Source organism: Pelodictyon clathratiforme, from assembly GCF_982375515.1.
The window spans coordinates 1,781,454-1,800,677 of record NZ_OZ455102.1; the positions used below are offsets into that span (position 1 = coordinate 1,781,454).

Sequence of the window (19,224 nt, forward strand, 5' to 3'; positions counted from 1 at the left end):
TGCCTCAAATCAAAAAATCAGCCATGCGAGGATTCCAAGCGCACCAACTCCAGCCAAAACTGTGCCTGTGCTTGTACCACCATTGTTGTCAGCAAAGGGATCTGCGCCGGTTGTAAAGTCGTAAGCCGTGCCTCCTGCGTAGTGATTGCCTGAATTGTCATAAATGGAACCTTCTCCAAAGGTGACATAATATTGCGTTTGATATTTCAGATCTGCCGTCGGATTGATCGTCAACATCGTGCCTGAAATTGTCAGATTGGCACTTGTCGCCGCATTATAGCTTTCCACAACTGCTCCACCTGGTGAGCCACTGTGGATTTCTATCGTGCCACTTCCCTTCTGAATTGCTTCGCTGAAAATAAGCTCAATGTTGCTGCCAATGGCAACTCCTGCTGCACCATCCACAGGAGTGAACGTCACGACCGCAGGCGCCGTAGTATCCGTCACGGTCAGGGTGAACATATCGCTTGCTGTAGCTCCACTTTCATCGGTGGCCGTCACCTTCACCTCAATAGAACCGACATTGGAGTGAGTTGGTGTGCCACTGAAGGTCATCGCCACCGGATACGGGGTATCACCACCCTGTTCAGGATCGTAGCCGATCAGCGGATCGTACGTTGCCGAATCGTAGCTGGCAACACCGTTCAGGGCGGCGTAGGTGTTGTACGAACTGACGTCCCAGGTGGTCGCGTAGCCCGTCCAGCCATCTTCCAGTGTTCCCCAGTCATCCCACGACAGGCCAAAGTCTTCGCCGTACAGGTAGCGGCTCGCTGCGATTTCGTGCTCCACATTCATACCGTCGCCGATCATCAGGATGATGTGCTCGGCTCCCGCGTTCTCGGCAGCGTTCATCATCGCCGTGTAGATCTGCGTATTGTCGATGATCTCTGTGCCATCGTAAATCTGGCCCGCAAGCTCGCCGAAGTACGTCGCTCCCGCGCCACGCGCCGTGACCGTCACCAGTTCGTTGGTGTGGCCACCCGATGCGTAGGTCACGTCTGTACCCACTACACCAAGATTGCCGACGCCCAGCACGCTCTCGTTGCGCATGTAGCTGTTCGAGTGGTCGCTGGTTACAATCACGAGTGTGTTCGACCAGTCGATGCCATTGGAGCCCAGATCAACAAAGCTTTCCACTTCCGTCACCGCCAGATCAAGGTCATAGACGCCGCCAATCATGGCTTCGTAGTCATTGGCGTGGTTGCTCCAGTCGATGTCGCCCTGCTCGAACATCACGAAGAAGCCGTCGGCATCCTGGTTCAGCACACTCAGCGCCGCGTTGGCCATTTCAGCCATCGTCGGGTCTTCGTCAATCGCCGGAGTGCCGTCGCCCGTGCTGCGCGTAATGCTTACCGTGCCCGGCGTATCCTCGACATTGTAATACTCGAAGTTGCCGCCTGAGGTACCGAACAGGCCAAAGAGCCTCTCGCCGGATGAAAGATCAACGGTTGCTGCTTCTGCCGCCAGCGCGTCGCCGCCGTCAACTCCCGCTTTGCGCTCCACGAACTCCACCTTTTCGGTGTAAGGTTTCACCGTGCCATTGTGAAAGGCATCGTACTCGTCGTTGAAGCCGTTGTTGTCTGCATCCGAGTCGGTATCTGTCGGCGTCTTCGACACCCCCGCCTTTGCGAAATAACTGTCCAGGCCTGCTCCAATAACCACTTCCGGTTTCGTCTCCGTCAGTATCTCATGCGAAATAGCCCAGGTATTGCCACGATTCACATTGTGACTTACCACCCCTGCTGGCGTGGCATGTGAGAACTCCACCGTGCTGGCTACACCAATGGCGAAGCCGTAGTCCGCACGAAACGTTTCGGCGATAGTCGTCAACGCTCCGCCCACAGGATCCCCCGTCGTCCACGAGAGGTTGCCCGCGTCGGTCTTCTCGCCTGTCACCATCGCGGTAATTGCCGAAGCTGAGTCAGTCGAACGTTTTTCTGAACCGCCTGTCAGGAAGTACGCTTCCATCGTCTCCTTATCGTGGTGCGATGCACTGAAGGTCAGCCATGAAGGCAGCGCAGATCCATCCGCCAGCGTCGCCGTATAGGTCAGGCTGTCATTCTCATCAACATCCGTGAACGCATCGGCCAGAACTCTGTAATCAAGAGTTCCATCTTCCGAAACCGTTACGTTTTCAATTTCCCTACCAGTATCTGGATTGAGCACTGCTTCCTCCCTTTCGTTTAGATTTTGAATACGAAGATCTTCCGATGCCGATGTATCAGCCTGGTCATACGCCTTATCGGCGGTCGCATGGAATGTTTCCATATATGTTTCAAATGCAGCCTGTTCACCTACTACCGTCGCACCACCCGGAACGTTTGCCGGAACTGTGAAATCGAGGCTTTCATCAACAGCAGCGCTCAGCGTATAGCTGCCATCATCTTCAACGGTGATGTAGCGGAAATTGCTGCCGTTAGCCTTCATCGGATAGCCGTCGCCGCCATTGGCAAGGAAACTCAGAGTCACGAGCGAGATGGTGTCCGGTACATCGCGGAGCAGCTCCCCGTCATTGTAAAGGTTGATGTGATAATCATCGCCGACCAGCGAAATGTCGCTGACCCTTGAGCCTGCCGGATAATCGGGGTCCCAGGAGAAGGAAACGCCACCGATCTGCGGGAAACGCCCCTGAAGGGTGCCTGCTGCAACTCCATGTTCGAGAATAGCTTTGAGTCCTTCCGCAGTCGTATCGAATATCATCAACTGGTTGTTAAATCGCAGCGAGTTCTCGACATCGAGTTGGGAAACCGAGCCATCGGTCGGTGGCAGTTTATCGACTGTACCGTCAACCGGATCGGGCGCGGAGATCGTACCGATCTGGGCCCTGATGCCGCCTCCATTCTTGAGCGAAACAACAAAAGTATCCGCAGCGGCTTCACCCATCGCCAGTTCAGCAGCATAGGCGTTGGCATCGGCAGAAAGATCGCCAAGGTTGCTCTCTTCGGATCGGACCGTTGCCCGTTCACCTTCGAGATAGACATCGGAGTAACCGTACACATTGGCATCCTTGACGTTGATCACCTCCTGCACTGCCGTAACCAGACTTTCGACAGCATCTCCCCTGGTACCTTCAGCAAACGCAGTGGTGTCGAGTTCTTCGACGGTAACACCCCATGCTTCAGCCACATTCACATCGGTGGCCGCATAAGCACCGTTGATGGAAATGTTCTCAGCAAGGCTGCTGGTGATGATGTGGCCATCGGCGTCGAAATCGACCACAAGGCGACCGAGGTAGGTGAACTCGTTGTCGGTGTTGACGATCAGGGTGGTGTTGCCATCCTTGTCGCTCATTTGGAGCGGATAGGTATCGGCGAAGGTTGCGGCATGGCCCTCAAAGGCGACCGCTTGGTCATCGGCATCACCGAGGCGGGTATTTGATCCGGCAGCAAGAATGATGTCCACGCCTGAGAGTTTACCCGCAAGGCTCTTCTCGTTGGCGATTACCTGAAGATGCGAGATGAGGATAATCTTGTTTACCCCCTGTGCAATGAGATCGTCAATCACCGGCTGCAAGGCCGCCGCAAGAAGGTCCATGTTATCGGAACCGGTGCTGCCATCATCAACCACAGTACCGGAGGGTGAAGAGATGACCCGAAGCAACTGGGTTGTTGCGCCCACAAGTCCAATCTTTTCACCGTTCTCGGTGATAACCGCCGATGGAACGATCTTGCCGTTCAGGGTCGATGCTTCCTCCAGACCGTCGATTGCCGTGGTATCGACAAAGGTGCTTCTCAGGTCGCTGTCACCCGAAAAGTCGAGGTTTGCGGAAATGAAGGGGAAATCAGCTCCGGTCGAAGCGGGGGTAACGGCGTCTTTCAGCACTCTCGAACCGAGATCGAACTCGTGGTTACCGATTGCCGATGCCTCGACACCGATGGCGTTGTGAATGGCAATATCCACCGCGCCAATCGGCACCGTAGCCGTCGGAGCGAGACTGGAGCCGTTAGCCTCGTTCAGTTCGTCGATGACGCTGCTGTCGGTACCGGCGGCAAGGAAGGGGCCGGGAATGAAGTTGTCGCCACCGGCCAGCGTGATGCTGTTGGCGTATTCGTCTTCAAATTTATCAACCAGAGCGGCAAGGTTCGGCGCTGTTTCGGAGGCAAGCAGACCCGCCTCGGCATCGGCAAAGTGGAGAAGCTGAAGGGTATAGGTCGGAATCGCATATTCCGGAAGAGAATAAATCGCAAGACCAGGCGTCGTTTCACTGGAAACAATAAGCATTCCGTCGCCGGTGGTCAGCCCTTCAGGAGCCACAAATCCGGTATCTCCTTCGACATCAATAAGGTCGAGATAGCTGACATTGTAAGGGTTGGTGACATCGAAAACCACCACACTATTGGCACGCTCAAGACCGACATAAGCATAAACATGACCTTCAACTTCGGCAAGTGTGACATTTTCAGGCTCTGTACCCTTGTCATCCGAACGGCCATCATCATAGACACCGGCAGCAATTGCCGCCTGTTCGATCAAGTCGCCACTGTCATAGACAAGGTTCCCCTTGCTGTCCATGATAGAGATCGAGCGCCCACCGAAACCAATGACCTGTTCGGGAGCTTCGTCTGCAGCAGATTCATCAGAGAGATAGACCTCCGTATTGACCGTCTTGAGGCGACCGATCTCCCCGCTCTTGGTTGCTTCATCCTGCAGGTACTGATTCAGTTTCGTAAGATCGTCGTAATCGACAAGGCGCGTTTCATCTGACCAGAAAGCATCATTCGACAGCCAACCGTACTTCAGTGTCAGGAAAAATTCATCATCCGTTTTCACATAATGGGCAGCGGGGTCACTATTGTCTGAAAGAGTGATAAAAAGGGATTCGCCAGTCAGTGGATCGATAATGGTGTCGACCAGCGTAGCCCCTTCAGGAAGCGTCTTCGTAATGGTGAGATATTTCTTGTTATAGGCTGACTCAACGGTGAAATTCGCCACGTCGGAACGTATGCGGCCATCACCTTCGTTGGCCATGATCACGAAGGTCTCGCCGTTGAACTCGTAAGAATCAACGCCATCAGGCATACGCATACCGTAGAATGAACGGTAACCAGGATCGATGCCGCCATCCTTGTCCGAGGTATCAACAGCGAGTGTGTTATACCCGATCTCGACAAGAATGTTGTCGGCCCGTCCCTCCACATGCAGAAAATCGTTATCAAAGGCTACCACCAGTGAGCCATCCGCCTTGAGCGCCAGACCTTCGCTCTTGTCGAAGCGCGCATCGATACCCAGCGAAGGAATGTTCAGCAGCTCGTTTTTGTGTACAAAGGTTACCTCTCCGGCAAGCGCATCAGCAAGACTCTCGGTATGAGCAAGCTCGGGCTGAGTCACCCCGTCGCCAAGCAGCTCTTCCCAACTGTGACCATCCTGCCCAATGGTGTAAGCGAGCGTATCGGTCGCACCGGTAAGATCAACTTCGAAAATCGATTTGTTCGCATTCGACGTTGCCCCTGAATCGCGCTCGATCACATAAAAGAGATCACGTTCGGCATCATAGACCGCATCACCGATCTTGTCCTGCCCCTTCTCGCCGCTCAGTGCGTAGAGATATTCGTGAACGGCCTCACCGCTAACCGGATTGACCGCCACAATGCGAATGACCTCCTGATTGTCATAACCGGCCTGATGCAACGGGCTCTGAATAAAGGTGTAGAGCAATCCATCCTTGCTGTTGTACGCCATCGCCTCGAAACCACGATTGTTGTTGATCGTACTGTAAATGGAGGGCAGCGTCTGAAGCGTGTATTCCGGTATGTCAGCATAGCCGATGTTGGTTGCTGCAGAAAAAACGATACCGGCTGGCACAATACGTTTAACCAGATTGCCGGTAGCAACATCGAACAAGGCAATCTGCGGACCGTATTCGTCTGCCACAGCAAAAACAGGATTACCGCCGTTCAGGCCAGCGATCGTCAGGTGCAGGATCGATTCGGTATCAAGGCCGAACTGGTCTTTGGCGAGCAACTCATAGGTGTTATAACCATCGGCATCTTTGCCGATAAGCTGGTATGCCGCATCGTTTCGGTCAAGCTCACTGAGACCAGTGGCATTTCTGAAACCACCCGCACCATCAGGCACCTTCAGGGTTGTGCTGCCAAGCGTGACCACTTCGCCATTGACCTGACCCAACTTGTACACCGTGATGGGGAAATCCGGATCGTCGAAAATTTTACCCCCTTTTGCCGGGTCGGCAGGATTGTCACCTGCACGATCACCGATACTGGCCGCCTGCGGGCCGCGATCGGTGATGGTATAATAGATATCATACGCCGTCCCGTCGATCGTCTCCTTGCCATCATACCAAAGACCCGAAAGGCCACCTGCAGTCACCTCTCCATTATCGACAACACCATCATGATCGAAGTCCGGCCTTTCCCCAGGGTAGGTAATGTCAAATTCAAAGGTCGTCGCTTCGGGGGTGCCACGATCCCAGTCCTTGAGCCCAACAGGATTGATTGCGGTAATCACTTTTTTAACCAGATCGACCACGGCGATGGCATTGTTCTCCTGAAGCGTCACATAGGCTTTGGAACCGGAAATGGTGACATATTCAGGCTCCATATCTTGCGACACCAGATTTCCGATCACTCCATCGGCAGCATCATCACCGGAAAAGCGAACCCCTTTGTTACGCAACTGCTCGAGCTGATCGTTCCATGCGTCAAACCCGAGGGTCGTCACGACCGACGATGATGGAGTCACCGGGTTAACCTCGATAATCGAGATGGTACCGACCGGATCCATCGAGTCATCATCGGTACCGTAGAACAAGTTCGGTTCACCTTCATTGGCAGTCACGAGCAGTGTGCCTGAGGCGTTGAACGTAATCGAGTCTGGCAGAGAACCTACCGTCACCTGACCTGCGGAGTGTATGCCGGTAGCATCTGTCGTAAAAAACTGCACCAGACCGTTGGCATGGTAGGTGGCGGTACTCCCGGCAACCGTGGCTAACTGATCCACGGCAACCGCAATTAGCCCGTCAGCATTGACTGCAACGCTCTGGGCATTACCAGCCAGCGTTATGGTCCTTACACGTATAGGCCTCGAGGGATCGGCAAGGCTGACAACGTACAACTCGTTGCTGCCACCAATGACGAACGCCGTTTTACTTCCCGAATGGTAGGCGGTGATTTCAGAACCCGGAAGCTCTATTGATCCGATGAGAACATGTTCTCCGATAGTGATACCCATTGCATCTCCGTAAAGTTGGTAATGTTGAAAAGGGGTGAGCCCGTACTCCACTGCGAGCATCTCTCCGAGATCATCGCTCGTCATCTCTTCCCAAAAATCTGGAATGGAAATGGTGGTGTTATTGTCAGCCGTCATACTGTCCATCCAGAGCGATTGCAGTGCTCCAGCAAGCTGAATCTTCATGGCATCACCGGAAGCGGCCAACCCCTGTATGGTGGCCAGGGTTGTTGCATCAGGCTCTTCGTCTCCCATATAATGCGCGGCCATGGCAGCGGCAAAAAGCGGTGCCACCTGGGCGGCACTCTCCTGTGTGATGCCGAAGGTGGTCATGAGATAGTATGTCGCCAATTGCACAAGACCGGTATGCAGAAAATTGGTGGCGTAGGCCTTGAAGGTGTCGAATTCGCCAAGATCGTAATTAATCTCTGACACTGACGTTGAGGAGACCTCCACACTTCCATCCCCGTTGATTGTCACCGTCCGGACAGGGCTCGGCCTGGTGACCAGCGAACCAGTCTCGATTTCATAAAGCCCGCTATCGGTAACCTGCACAATATCGTTGGCATGGTAGTGGCCGGTAAAAATCATGCTGAGGCCCGCTTCGGCAAAATCATTCGCCAGATTCACGCTGTCGTCGATCACATAGTCACCGAACAACTCATCCTGCAGCGAATAGTGCTCTACAAGGTTATGATGCATCATACCGATGACGGTAATCCCCTGAAGCTTAGCCTCGGCAAGCTTTTCGAGCACCCAGGCCTTCGTCGCCGCGCTCAGGCTGCCATCGGTCTCGGGCGCACCGTCGGCGATATTGGTGTCGTATTCGCAACTGTCGATACCGAGGATCCAGAGTTTATCTGATGCCTCGGCGACATAGCTCAGGGAGTTCGGATCGCGGTAGAGGGCTTCACCGTAGCCGAAATCGTCGTAGATGGAGGCAAACTGTTCGGGAGTTACCGATGCAACCGGAGTGGAGCTATCGCCACTGTAACTCATGGCGTCAGGATTGTTGATATCATGGTTCCCTGGAATGACGTAAACCTTGGTACCTGTGGCTTCGATGCCAGCAAGATATGCGGCGAATGCTTCATGGCTTAATTTTTCGCCGTCCTTTGTAAGGTCACCAGAGATGAGAAGGATATTCGGTTTTTCAGTTTTGATACTATTTATAGCGGATTGAAGAATTGCGTCGCTTTCCGCGATCATTTTACGGTCACCGGCGAGATATGCTTCAAAGGCGGACCCTTCCGTACCCAAAGATGGTGAGTAATAATGAGGGTCTGATATAACCGAAATAACGGTTTTGGAGGATGAGGAAGACTGAAGATTTACAAGGAGATTCTGAAGGTAATTCTCTTCATTAAAACCGCTTAAGCCCATTGCCTACTCCAGTTGAGAGATTTATTATAAAATTCAGAGCATTTATTTTTGAAATAAATACCACTTTATACGCTTAGATATATTGAGTTATCGTAACAGTATCGTTGCGATTATGTTAAATGAGCTATCCCGAATACAAGACGACGAGTGACATGATGGAACATACCCCCGCGCGCCCACTATATACTTGTAGAATACAGTGCACACTAAACACTCCCAATGCGGATGTTCTACTCTTTATTCAAGTCAGTTACAATAACAGCGCCATGAAAGCGTCTGTCAGGAAAGACCACCCGACCCTTGGAATTGATGACGATATGGGGGTACGATGCGTTTTCCAGCAGGCGAAGAAGCTTTATCAAATCTTTTTTTCCGGCAGGTTTGATAATGATATCTGCCAGAGCCTCGACTTTTTTGACATCATGATTTTTCAGCTCTTCCTGCAAAAAAAACTCACCTTTTATTTCGGCCCTCAATTCATCAAGACGCAACATGACACACTCCGTTTAATTAATGACGCATACAAGCGTTCATCCTATGGGCCGGAAACATCGGCAATTCTGTTTTTACCCTCTCGTCATCTGTGAAAGAGCAGCCTTACGCTCAAAAATCCCCCTGAGACCATCGGTCAGTTCACGGTAAATCCTGCTTCTGCTATCTTTGATGCGGCTGTAAAGCTTGATAATATCGAGCATCAGAATGATACGAGTTGAACTGCAGTTCAACTCACCAAACACATGCGTTCCAACTACCTCAAAACCGAGCACTCTTGTATGAAAATTCAGGGGAGAGTGCACCTCACCAGCAAACACATCGGTAATAAAATGGGTATAATCACGCTCGATAACCTCTTCTGTAGCCGCCCGCATAAGCTGAAGAGCTACCCCTGGTTTTCTTCGAAACTCTTCAAGAATCATGAACCTGCCAATTTCTGCATATCGACCTGCACTTTTCAACTTTTCGATGGTCATACCCGGCATAAACTTAACGTCGTACTCTTCAGGCAGATCAAATGAGGGGTCATAAAGCAACCGAAGCACACCCGCAGGACGACCATCAATTTTTGCCAGAAACCATGAAAAACCTCTATTCCCTGCAAACTCTTCAGGAATCTGGTTCTGAACCGAACTGATCCATTTTTTTTCTTCACAAAAAACTTGCCTGATAACTTCGAGAGCGCTGGCACGATCGGCAGCACTTTCAATCCTGATGACGGTTACACTGGACATAGAGGCTCCTTTTTTTTTTGGTTCTCTAAGAAAAGCTGCGTCTGTTCCGGGGAAAAGGTTCTTGATAAAGTTTGCCGGAGAGTTCTGCAATGCAATGCATAATCTCATGGGTAACCTCAGCGGCCATCTGGTTCAGTTCAGAGCGCTGAGTGCTGCAACCCGAAAGAGAGGAGATCATGGCACGGTATCTCTCCGTCCGCTGCTGAAACACAATCGGCTGACCAATCCTGACGATGGTTCTGCCGAGCACCGGAATTTTTCCTTTTGTAATTCTGCAGTTGAAATCAATTCCAACGGGAACAACAGGTGATCCGCTCTGCAAGGCTATATGACCCACACCCGATTTTCCCCTGAGCAGCGTTTTCGAATCCCTATTACGTTTTCCTTCCGGAAAAATCCCTATGCTGCGACCTGCCCGAAGTTTCTCCGTACAACGCTCTATGGCATCAGCGGAAGGCGCTGTAGGCCTTATGGACTCTATACTGGAGAGGGTGGATCGTTTGTGATAGACATAGACAGGATCGAACAGATTCATCAAAAAGCCAAGAATAGGCACTTTGCCATACATCCAATCAATAACAAAACTGATGCTCCTGCCACCGAGATGATACATGAGCAGCGCCGGTACCATCAAGACTTCGAAAGAATTATTGTGGTTGAAAACATAAATGCTCGCGCATTCAGCTTTGGCAAGATTCTCCACTCCATAGACCCTGGTTAACAGAAAATTGGGAAGCATAAAAATCCTCAACAAAAGAGCCCTGCTTCGAGACAAGAAGGGAAGCGGCTTGAAAAAACGGTTACAGTTGTTTTTCAAAAGAGTCTTTCATTTACCAGTAGAATGACCTAAGAGAACGGTGAACTACACAATTGTAAAAAACAAAAATAGTGTTGGGGAAGAGTTACGGTACTGCAACGATTCCGGAAACTCTTTTTTGGCTCCTTGCAATGGCAGAACTAACCGGTACTATGAGAAAACAACGTAGTAGTATGATGAAGTAAAAAGAGTTGCAACGATGAATCTGCTTCAGAACAGCACTATTATACTGACCGGATTTCTGCTTTCGGAAATGCTTGTGGCTGCGAGGATGCATCACCGTCTGATTCATTTTCTTCTCCGCCACTCCGGCAAAAACCTGGGCACCCTTTTGACGGCGATTCTTTTGATCTCCTATACACTTTCGATCTTTATCTCCCATACCATCGTCCTGATATCCATGATTCCCATCATCAACCGTATGCTTTCGCTTGTAGAGCATAACGATGAGAGGAGGGTTGCAGCATCGTTGTTTTACCTTGCACTCACTTTCGGTTCCAATACCGGAGGAATGGCTTCCCTTACCGGAAGTCCGCAAAACATGTTAGCCATTACCCTGGCAGAATTCTTTACTTTTGAGGGCCGAAACATCATCACTTTTTTTTCATGGCTTGGAGTCGGAGTTCCGGCAACACTGATTCTTCTTTTTTGTGGATGGGTTATCATTCTTGTCACGGCAAAACCATTCTGCATTCCATCACTCTTTTCCGAAAGCAGCGACAAGCTGGCTGTTTTACCTCATAAGCCTCTGCTCTTCCTCATAGGCAACCTTCTGCTGATCAGCACATTGAGCGCCCTGCAATTTTTGTATACACCAGCACCAATTTTCTTCACTCTCAACACCATCGACCTTGGCTTTCTGCTCTACGGAACCGCATTTCTCTTTGTTGCCTTAATCCTGCCAAAAACAAAGATCAGCCTGAGAGCGCTTTTCATGAACACCATCTTTCTTCTGCTGCATCTTTTTCTATTTCCTCTGATCTTTATCAGCCGACTCTGCCGCGAACTGGAATCCCGCATGGGAGTGCCGATGAAAAACAGTTACGGGGCAATCGATAACTTGATTCTGCAAATAGTTCAAAGGGTCTGGACCCGTTGCTTTCGTGAGCCGATAGCAAACCTTGATAGCCCTAATGCAAACTCAATGCTTTCAATCAACCTCATCATGAAGGATCTTCCCTATTTTGGAATATTCCTGCTCAGTATCGTGGGGATGATTTTGTTTGGCTTGCTCAAGGCATGGGATAATCCAGCAACTCCGGAGCTTGACAGCTCTCTGCTGACGTTGACAAAATCAACGATACTCAAGACAATTCCACCAGTCAGCAATCATTTTCTCCAGTTGCTCTCCCTGATAATCGTCATTATTTTTTCTTCTGAACTGTTGAGCAATACGGCTCTGATACTCATATTTACGCCATTGAGCAGCGACCTTGCCCTGCTGACCTCCCTGTCACCAATTATGATGCTGCTGACCATAACCATTGCCGCTTCGAGCGCTTTCATGACGCCGGTTGCAACTGCGGCAAATACGCTTGCATTCGGTGGAATTGAGCATGTTTCACTCAAAATGATTCTGCTACCCGGTTTGTTTATGAACCTTGTCGCTGCACTCTGGACAGCCCTTCTCTTTTCTCTCCTTACAGGGCTTCTGTCATGATATGCACCTGCAACAAGCTCCTCGTTTTATCAGAAAAGCTTGTGAGCGGTAATCGACGACCAGATTGAGGATGAATCATCCGTATGCAAGCCTCTGAACCATTTTGCTGTGGCGCTTCAGGCAAGAAGATGAAGGCGGGAAAATACATAATCGAGAGAGTCCTCGTTCAGCACAATCCTCGAGAAACCGGTCGAAGCGAGTTCCATGGGCCGATTGTCCCTCTCACTGATAAACTTCCTGTTCTGCTTGCCGTTATACCAGTAAACAAGCCGAATGGTACTGCCCTCAATTTCAAGGGCAGTGATGCCCCGTTTTCCAATGGTGCAGCCGGAATTAAAGACACTTGGAATAGTGATATTATTGTAAATACCGCTGCGGAGTCCGATTACTTTACCCTTTTTATAACAGCCATCAAGCTCAGCTTTCAACTCGACGATTTTCTGCTTGATTGTTGTGCGTTTTTCATTGTCAGCGGAGGAGTATGCCCTGCAGAGCTCTTCAATCCTGTAATTTAAAAAATCAGCTTTTGAAAGTGATTCAAACAAGGGCCGATGAGTATGACCAATAATTGAAACAATCCTGGAGTGGTTTGAAAACTCATAAATTGATTGCTCAATAGCAAACCTTTTTCGACTGTTATAGGCAACAGAGGTGTTCCTTATTCCGAGAGGTTTAGCTAAATAGCGCAGAAAAAATATAATCGTACGGCTGAGTATGGAACAGGTTTGCCACAAAAATAACGCCGCCTGATGGCCATGAAAGAGTAGAAGTGTATCATGGCCATAATGAAATTTAACGGATTCGACAAGCGATGAAGCAAGTCGATACTCTTTTTTGTCAAGAAGTGCTGCATCATGGTTTCCCCAGGTTTTCAGGAAAAAACCATGGCGTTCAAATTTGAGAAAAAGATCATAAAATTCATTCCACTGCGATGCAATACTTTCAAGAGAGAACTTGAACAACTCCTCAACATCACCATTAAGGACAAGACTGAATTTTTCAGGTAAATAATATCTCTCAAGCATGGCTTTAACCAGTCCTGAATTTTGCCGGAATTCATCGAGCCTCCCGCCATTTCCCATGTGCAGATCACTGAGGACAAGCACTTTCGACGAATGATCAAGGGTAACCGGTTTTGCTCTTTTGAGCAGACTGTCAAGATGAGGATGTTTTTTTATTTGAGGGATCATGGCATTGAATGCATTACAAAAACAGCACATCGAGATATGAAATCAAAACATTGAAGTCTGTTTTAGTTTGCATCCTCGTAGCACAGAAAAAAACAAAAACTGATTATTTTTATTATTTTTTTTTGAATAGACAAGTTCTTGTTGTTTACAGTAACTTCCCATTAACTGATTATACAATAAGGAGTTTACGTTATTGAATTATACACGGCTTATTTTTTGGCATTTCAAACGCTGATTATTTTTTCCATAAATTAATCACTGTATTATTAAGAATACGTAAATTTTGTAATAGTATACTATTTCACAATACTATACTATTTTTTGTCACAACAATGTAAAATCAGGATCCAACAATTGGATTTAAAAAATTATTATTGTTTTTTATTTTGTGTAATTATACATGTTACTCATTGCAACCTAAAGGGAAATCAAGTTGGGCTGAGCACACAATAATAGCACAATATTAGTATTCCATCAGTTTTATCTGCTAAAAAAAAGAACAATGAGCGACATTAAACCCTATAAGATCGTCATAGAGTGGTGCGGTGAAGAAGATTTTTATTTCAGTTGCGATTCCACTCGTTCTGATATTGAAAAAACGGGGAATAGTCCGATTACCAATGAGGCTAAAACGTTTCCCTTCATGGCACAGGCTATGGGCAATGTCCTTAGAAAACTGCGAAAAGAGCACATTTCTTTTCCTTTTTTTCTTGTCGCTCTCGCTATTAACCATCGCAATCTACTCCATGAAATAGACCAACTGCTGCATCTTCTTCACCATCACCTCGAAAAAGAGCAGGTTCCTGGAACTTTTTTCTGCCATATCTCTTCATCAAAACCGAAACTATCTTCAATCTCCTGATTAAAAAGCTGATAGTCAGCATTGTATGGCAATATCTATCTACTTGCAGGCGTTTCAACCGCTCTGTTAATTCTTTGAAAACAACAAGGAGATGAAAACAGACTTGCTCATTGTTTTCATATATTCGTCTCGAAATTTACTGGCATGTCATAGAGTGACAATGATATGCAACAATAAAAAAAACTATCGCAATCCTTTTTCTGATTATGCATAATAGATTACCGTGGCCACAAACAATCAATGATGCTGCAGAACGGATCATTGCCATCATGAATGAGCATGAGAGAACAAAAGTCAGAGCTATTTCAGAAGATAAGTTGAAAAAACTCTGTTTCAGTCTCGGGATATACGTCCGTCATGAACTCGGATTATTCGAGGGTAATGACGCCTTGATAAAAGCATGCGCCATTTCAGAGCATGGTGATTTTGAAAGTTTTCATTTTCTTAACGATCCCGATACAGCATCAGGAGTTATCCTTGAAGCGATCTGGAACAGGCTTCATACGCTGACACCTGACAGATAACTGTTGACACATATGCATCTGTACTGGATTCAAAACAAAGAGCTTATTATAACAGCAATAACATAACATGATACTGGAAGAACTTGTAACAGCTCATCAGTCTTACGACGTCTTTCTTATAACGGTGGGAGATGATATCTTCTTAAGCAAAGTATATTTTCTTTTTTAATGAGCATTTACAAGAGTTCTAATCAATTCACGAATGGATTTCGAACGTAAAAAAATTGTTACTTCAATCTGTATATGAAAGATATTTTATCGCATAACGACTCGCTTGAATTTTTGGTACAAGAGCTTAAAACTGCGAGACTGGAAAAAAATCTTTCTATAGACGATGTGAGCCGGTTGACCAACATCAAAAAAAATTACCTTGAAAATATCGAAAATGGCAATTTCAGTTTTCTCCCAAAAAGCTACGTCTTTGCTTGTATCAAATCATACATGAAGGAGATCGGACTTGAGGGCTTCGAAGCGCTTGAGCAATGCAAAAAGGATCTCCAATTGCACAAACAACTCAACAAGGAAGAGATTGCAAAATCAGGTTCCGAACTTTGCGAAACGAAACCGCAAGAGCAAATAAACCGCAACAACTCGCAGCCAGTAAAGTCCATACTGACTCTGAGCATCGGTATCTTGGTGGGGGTTCTTACAGGCGTCGGATTAAGTTACAGAAACCAGAGTGTGGAAGCGCCGGTTCATCGTCTGCCTGCTACAACTGCAAGGCCATCAGTCAACCCGGTTGATACAAATGACAGAATAAAGCAGCGTTCTGATTCCACAGCAAAAATACAAAGAAAAAAAAGTTTACACGCCCTCATCCCCTGATCAGCGCTGACGGACTCCTCCACAGCACCGATCCTCTCTCCCGGACTTTAATCCTGCACTTCTGCCTCTGTGTCCGATACCAGGAAATAAGACAACAGCCAACTTTGGAAGAGCCATTGCCTTATTCTTTATGATGCGTTACGTTACCTGTACAAAGCAAACAAGGCAGTTACAAGAAACAGTTGCCCTTGAGATTGACAAGCGCGCGAACTTCTTCTTCATGAAAGAGTTGGTCATTCTCCCTGCAAATAAAATCTCCGGAAACTTTCTTCAATGAACCCTCGAGGGTTGTCAAGAGGTTTCCTGAACAGTCGAAATTACCCTTGACCTTTTTCGGAGCGCCATCAAGTGTCACGAGCTGATTCCAGGCACAGTCGAAATTACCCTTGACCTTTTCAGGAGCCCACTTGAGAGAAATCAGTTGATTATTTGAACAATTAAGAGCATCAACTCCCTGAGAAGCGCCTTTCAGGGATGTCAGTTTATTGCTTGAACAATCAAATGTCCCGGCTCGCCTGGGAGCCCCTTTAAGGGTGGTCAGATGATTGCCGGAACAATCGAAGGTGCGATACACTTCCCTGGGACCACCTTTAAGCGATGCCAACTGGTTGCCACTGCAAGAGAAATTTCCCCTGATATCATCGGGAGAGCCTGCCAACGAGTCAAGTTGATTGGCGGAACAATCAAAATCGCCTTGAACTTTTTTCGGCGCACCGAGGAGTGTTGTCAACTGATTTTTTGAACAATTAAAATCGCCACCCACAATCAGAGGCGCCCCTTCAAGTGAGCTGATCAGGTTACCGGAACAGTTAAAATCTCCCTCAACGATGTCCGGGCAAGCCGCGATTACAGTTGTCGTATGAACAACAATCTCTCCTTTAAACAAGGACAACTGGTTTCCGCTACAACAAAAATCACCCATAATAAAAGCCGGACAACCCGCAAGAGAGATCAGTTTATTGTCGGAACAATCAAAATCCCCTTTAACCTCCTCAGGCCCACCTTCGAGTGAAATCAACTGGTTCCCTGAGCAATTAAAATCCCCCTTAATTTTTTTGGGACTCCCGTCAAGTGTTGTGAGCTTATTGCCTGAACAGTTAAAATCCCCCCTGACTTTCTCCGGACACCCGTCAAGCGTCGTTAATCCCTTATTTGAACAATCGATATCACTTTTTCCATCAAGCACTCCCATGACATCGGCAAACGTTACTTCCCTGGTCATATTCTCTCCTCCATTAAAAAAACGATTTATTAAAACCAGAATAACTTATTATCCCCTGGAGATTATTTACACTTTTTATACAGCGCGTTCTTTATAAATGATTTTATAGGTCGCAAAAAAAACGTCCCGCTGGATAATCGTTCTGAAAAAAAACGGGCTAAACCTGCAATAAAACTACGGAAGAAGGACTGCGCAAGAGATAACAGTTGTCCAAAGCCCATTCTCACCCTCTGCGGTTGCCGTAATATTGTAAGAGTTAATGATCTTGTGACTCATTTTGTAAATACCCTCACGCTCATCCCAGTCCTTGTTGGGGTCAAACTCAATACCGAGAGTGGTTGCAAGCATGGTAGCCGCCAAATCTTCAGCATATTCCCCGGATTGCTCAGCGGACTCCCCATAGGGATGGTGTTCCGACAGATAACCATACTGAGTCTCATCAGCCGGAATGGCAACACCAACCGATGCTGCAATCAGGCGGTTATACTCATTGGTTGAATTGCGGGCCATAACGGTAAAGGTGATCTGACCGGGAGTGAGCAGTGTCAGCCCCTCTTCTACACTGATACGTTCACAATGGGGCGGGAAAATACTCGATACGGTAACAAGGTTACATTTCTCGATTTTGGCGTCTCTCAGGGCAAGCTCAAATGAAGAGAGATATTCCTTGTGTCGCCCCACGCCTTTAGTGAAGAATACTTTTGCTGGAACAAATGACAATGCCATGCCTCCGGAATAATTTATGTAACGAATTCGATCTCGTGACTTAACAATAGTTCATACCCGAAAACCGCGTTTATCATACCGCCACAGTAACCTTAGGATATTGTACAATTACACGGAGCTTTTTTACCATCGAATCCTATCATCCCCGTAAAACAAAAACTCATGCAATGACCCTAATCTATGGGCTTTGAAGTTAGGAAGCAATTGTCATTTGTTACAAGTATGAAAACAAATACTCCGCAGGTCAAAAATGTTAAAGTACTCCCAACGGAAGATATATATTAAAATTCTTTGACTCTGACAAGCTGATACCGAATGTAATTCGTTTTTATCATGCAGTTGGAACAAGTCGATCTCGCATAATTCATTTACCTTATTGAAATTAAAACAATGACAACAACCGTAACAAAAGTACTCTTCGCCGATATTATGGGCCATCTTGATGGAAAGGGGGATATAGATTGTTCAAACAGGGGATTAACCTCACTTGAGGGCTGTCCGGGAATCGTAGCAGGGAATTTCAATTGTTCCGGCAACCAACTGACCTCACTTGAAAGTGGCCCTCACAACGTAGGTGGTGATTTTTCTTGTTCGAATAACAAATTGACAACACTTGAGGCTGGCCCTGAAGAAGTTCTTTGGGATTATGATTGTTCCGGTAATCAACTGAACTCGCTCACAGGCGCTCCAAAAAAAGTTCATGGTAACTTCGATTGTTCAACAAATCAGCTCACAACACTCCAGGGCAGTCTGAAAAAAGTCGGTAATGATTTTTCGTGTTCAAATAACCTGCTGACATCACTCAAAGGCGCACCTCATAAGGTTGGTGGCGATTTTTCCTGTTCGGATAACCAGTTGACTACACTTGAGGGCGTTCCTCACGAAGTTGGTGATTTTGACTGTTCCAACAATCAATTAGCCACACTCGACGGAAGCCCGGAAGAGGTTCATGGAGATTTTGACTGCTCACACAATCAGCTTGCTTCACTCGCTGGCGCTCCCCACTTTGTTATTGGCAACTTTTTTTGTGCCGGGAACCCGCTGACATCACTCAAAGGTGGACCAAATTTTGTTTACGGCAACTTTGATTGTTCAAACCATCAGCTCGTTTCACTCAAGGGAGCCCCTAAAGAGGTTGAGGGAAATTTCAATTGTTCAGAAAATCAACTGAGTTCACTTGCTGGGGCTCCTCAGGAAGTTCGTGATTTTGATTGTTCCGGCAATCAGTTGACAACACTCGAAAGTGCTCCTCATAAAGTTAGCGGGAACTTCTCCTGTTCAGCAAACCAATTGACATCGCTCACAGGGGCTCCAAAAAAGGTAAAAGGCTCTTTTAATTGCTCGAATAACCAATTGAGTTCTCTTGATGGGGCTCCAAAAAAAGTCAAAGGGGATTTCGATTGCTCTGGAAACCAACTGACTACTCTTGATGGTACTCTTAAAAAGGTTGGTGGCGATTTTATCTGTGGGGGAAATACCGGATTATTCAGCGAAGATCAGGCTCGGGTAATTTGCTCCATTAAAGGCAACTGCATAACTGTATAACTATTTGAATTGAGATTAAAAAGGCCACCTCTTAAGAGTGGCCTTTTTAAGTGATT

The 19,224-nt window shown here is 47.5% G+C and carries 12 protein-coding genes; 5 read left to right on the forward strand and 7 right to left on the reverse strand.

Features of this window, described 5'->3' with window-relative positions:
• Positions 1–9 precede the first annotated feature (9 nt).
• From AC56AD_RS08495 to AC56AD_RS08510, 4 genes are all read right to left on the reverse strand, one after another.
• Positions 10–8,445, reverse strand: a complete 8,436-nt coding sequence (locus tag AC56AD_RS08495) for a choice-of-anchor I domain-containing protein (protein ID WP_190273981.1) — start codon at positions 8,443–8,445, stop codon at positions 10–12.
• Between the two features lie 353 nt (positions 8,446–8,798).
• Positions 8,799–9,062 (reverse strand): hypothetical protein, encoded by a 264-nt coding sequence (locus AC56AD_RS08500; RefSeq protein ID WP_012508409.1) that lies wholly within the window; start codon positions 9,060–9,062, stop codon positions 8,799–8,801.
• A gap of 72 nt (positions 9,063–9,134) precedes the next feature.
• Positions 9,135–9,797, reverse strand: a complete 663-nt coding sequence (locus AC56AD_RS08505; RefSeq protein WP_012508410.1) for a GNAT family N-acetyltransferase — start codon at positions 9,795–9,797, stop codon at positions 9,135–9,137.
• Between the two features lie 25 nt (positions 9,798–9,822).
• On the reverse strand, positions 9,823–10,614 hold the full coding sequence (locus AC56AD_RS08510) for a lysophospholipid acyltransferase family protein (RefSeq protein ID WP_041526488.1): 792 nt from the start codon (positions 10,612–10,614) through the stop codon (positions 9,823–9,825).
• A gap of 199 nt (positions 10,615–10,813) precedes the next feature.
• Between AC56AD_RS08510 and AC56AD_RS08515 the strand changes: the two genes are divergently transcribed.
• Positions 10,814–12,274, forward strand: coding sequence for an SLC13 family permease (locus AC56AD_RS08515; RefSeq protein ID WP_012508412.1), 1,461 nt, complete (start codon positions 10,814–10,816; stop codon positions 12,272–12,274).
• A 116-nt stretch (positions 12,275–12,390) separates the two neighbouring features.
• Here AC56AD_RS08515 and AC56AD_RS08520 read toward each other — a convergent pair whose 3' ends face one another.
• Positions 12,391–13,464: a metallophosphoesterase gene (locus AC56AD_RS08520; RefSeq protein ID WP_041526489.1), complete on the reverse strand. Its 1,074-nt coding sequence runs from the start codon at positions 13,462–13,464 to the stop codon at positions 12,391–12,393.
• A 502-nt stretch (positions 13,465–13,966) separates the two neighbouring features.
• Between AC56AD_RS08520 and AC56AD_RS08525 the strand changes: the two genes are divergently transcribed.
• The 3 genes from AC56AD_RS08525 to AC56AD_RS08535 all read left to right on the forward strand — a co-directional run bounded on the left by AC56AD_RS08525 (position 13,967) and on the right by AC56AD_RS08535 (position 15,675).
• Entirely contained in the window at positions 13,967–14,326 is a 360-nt protein-coding gene (locus AC56AD_RS08525) for a hypothetical protein (RefSeq protein WP_012508414.1), read from the forward strand.
• Between the two features lie 206 nt (positions 14,327–14,532).
• Positions 14,533–14,850, forward strand: a complete 318-nt coding sequence (locus AC56AD_RS08530; RefSeq protein ID WP_012508415.1) for a DUF6794 domain-containing protein — start codon at positions 14,533–14,535, stop codon at positions 14,848–14,850.
• Positions 14,851–15,093: 243 nt separating this feature from the next.
• Positions 15,094–15,675: a helix-turn-helix domain-containing protein gene (locus tag AC56AD_RS08535; RefSeq protein ID WP_012508416.1), complete on the forward strand. Its 582-nt coding sequence runs from the start codon at positions 15,094–15,096 to the stop codon at positions 15,673–15,675.
• Positions 15,676–15,844: 169 nt separating this feature from the next.
• Here AC56AD_RS08535 and AC56AD_RS08540 read toward each other — a convergent pair whose 3' ends face one another.
• Together AC56AD_RS08540 and AC56AD_RS08545 are read right to left on the reverse strand one after the other, a co-directional pair.
• A complete protein-coding gene (locus AC56AD_RS08540) occupies positions 15,845–16,897 on the reverse strand; it encodes an NEL-type E3 ubiquitin ligase domain-containing protein (protein WP_012508417.1) in 1,053 nt (350 codons plus the stop codon).
• A 174-nt stretch (positions 16,898–17,071) separates the two neighbouring features.
• Positions 17,072–17,617: a pyruvoyl-dependent arginine decarboxylase gene (locus AC56AD_RS08545; RefSeq protein ID WP_041526792.1), complete on the reverse strand. Its 546-nt coding sequence runs from the start codon at positions 17,615–17,617 to the stop codon at positions 17,072–17,074.
• Between the two features lie 396 nt (positions 17,618–18,013).
• Here AC56AD_RS08545 and AC56AD_RS08550 point away from each other — a divergent pair, with 396 nt between their 5' ends.
• Complete coding sequence (locus AC56AD_RS08550; RefSeq protein WP_012508419.1) at positions 18,014–19,168, forward strand: hypothetical protein; 1,155 nt, start codon at positions 18,014–18,016, stop codon at positions 19,166–19,168.
• The last annotated feature ends 56 nt before the right edge of the window (positions 19,169–19,224 follow it).

Bases quoted from the DNA above. Each gene is read 5' to 3' on its own strand.
- AC56AD_RS08500 (WP_012508409.1), bottom strand. From the start codon at position 9,062: ATGTTGCGTCTTGATGAATTGAGGGCCGAAATAAAAGGTGAGTTTTTT.
- AC56AD_RS08505 (WP_012508410.1), bottom strand. From the start codon at position 9,797: ATGTCCAGTGTAACCGTCATCAGGATTGAAAGTGCTGCCGATCGTGCC.
- AC56AD_RS08515 (WP_012508412.1), top strand. From the start codon at position 10,814: ATGAATCTGCTTCAGAACAGCACTATTATACTGACCGGATTTCTGCTT.
- AC56AD_RS08520 (WP_041526489.1), bottom strand. From the start codon at position 13,464: ATGATCCCTCAAATAAAAAAACATCCTCATCTTGACAGTCTGCTCAAA.
- AC56AD_RS08525 (WP_012508414.1), top strand. From the start codon at position 13,967: ATGAGCGACATTAAACCCTATAAGATCGTCATAGAGTGGTGCGGTGAA.
- AC56AD_RS08530 (WP_012508415.1), top strand. From the start codon at position 14,533: ATGCATAATAGATTACCGTGGCCACAAACAATCAATGATGCTGCAGAA.
- AC56AD_RS08535 (WP_012508416.1), top strand. From the start codon at position 15,094: ATGAAAGATATTTTATCGCATAACGACTCGCTTGAATTTTTGGTACAA.
- AC56AD_RS08540 (WP_012508417.1), bottom strand. From the start codon at position 16,897: ATGACCAGGGAAGTAACGTTTGCCGATGTCATGGGAGTGCTTGATGGA.
- AC56AD_RS08550 (WP_012508419.1), top strand. From the start codon at position 18,014: ATGACAACAACCGTAACAAAAGTACTCTTCGCCGATATTATGGGCCAT.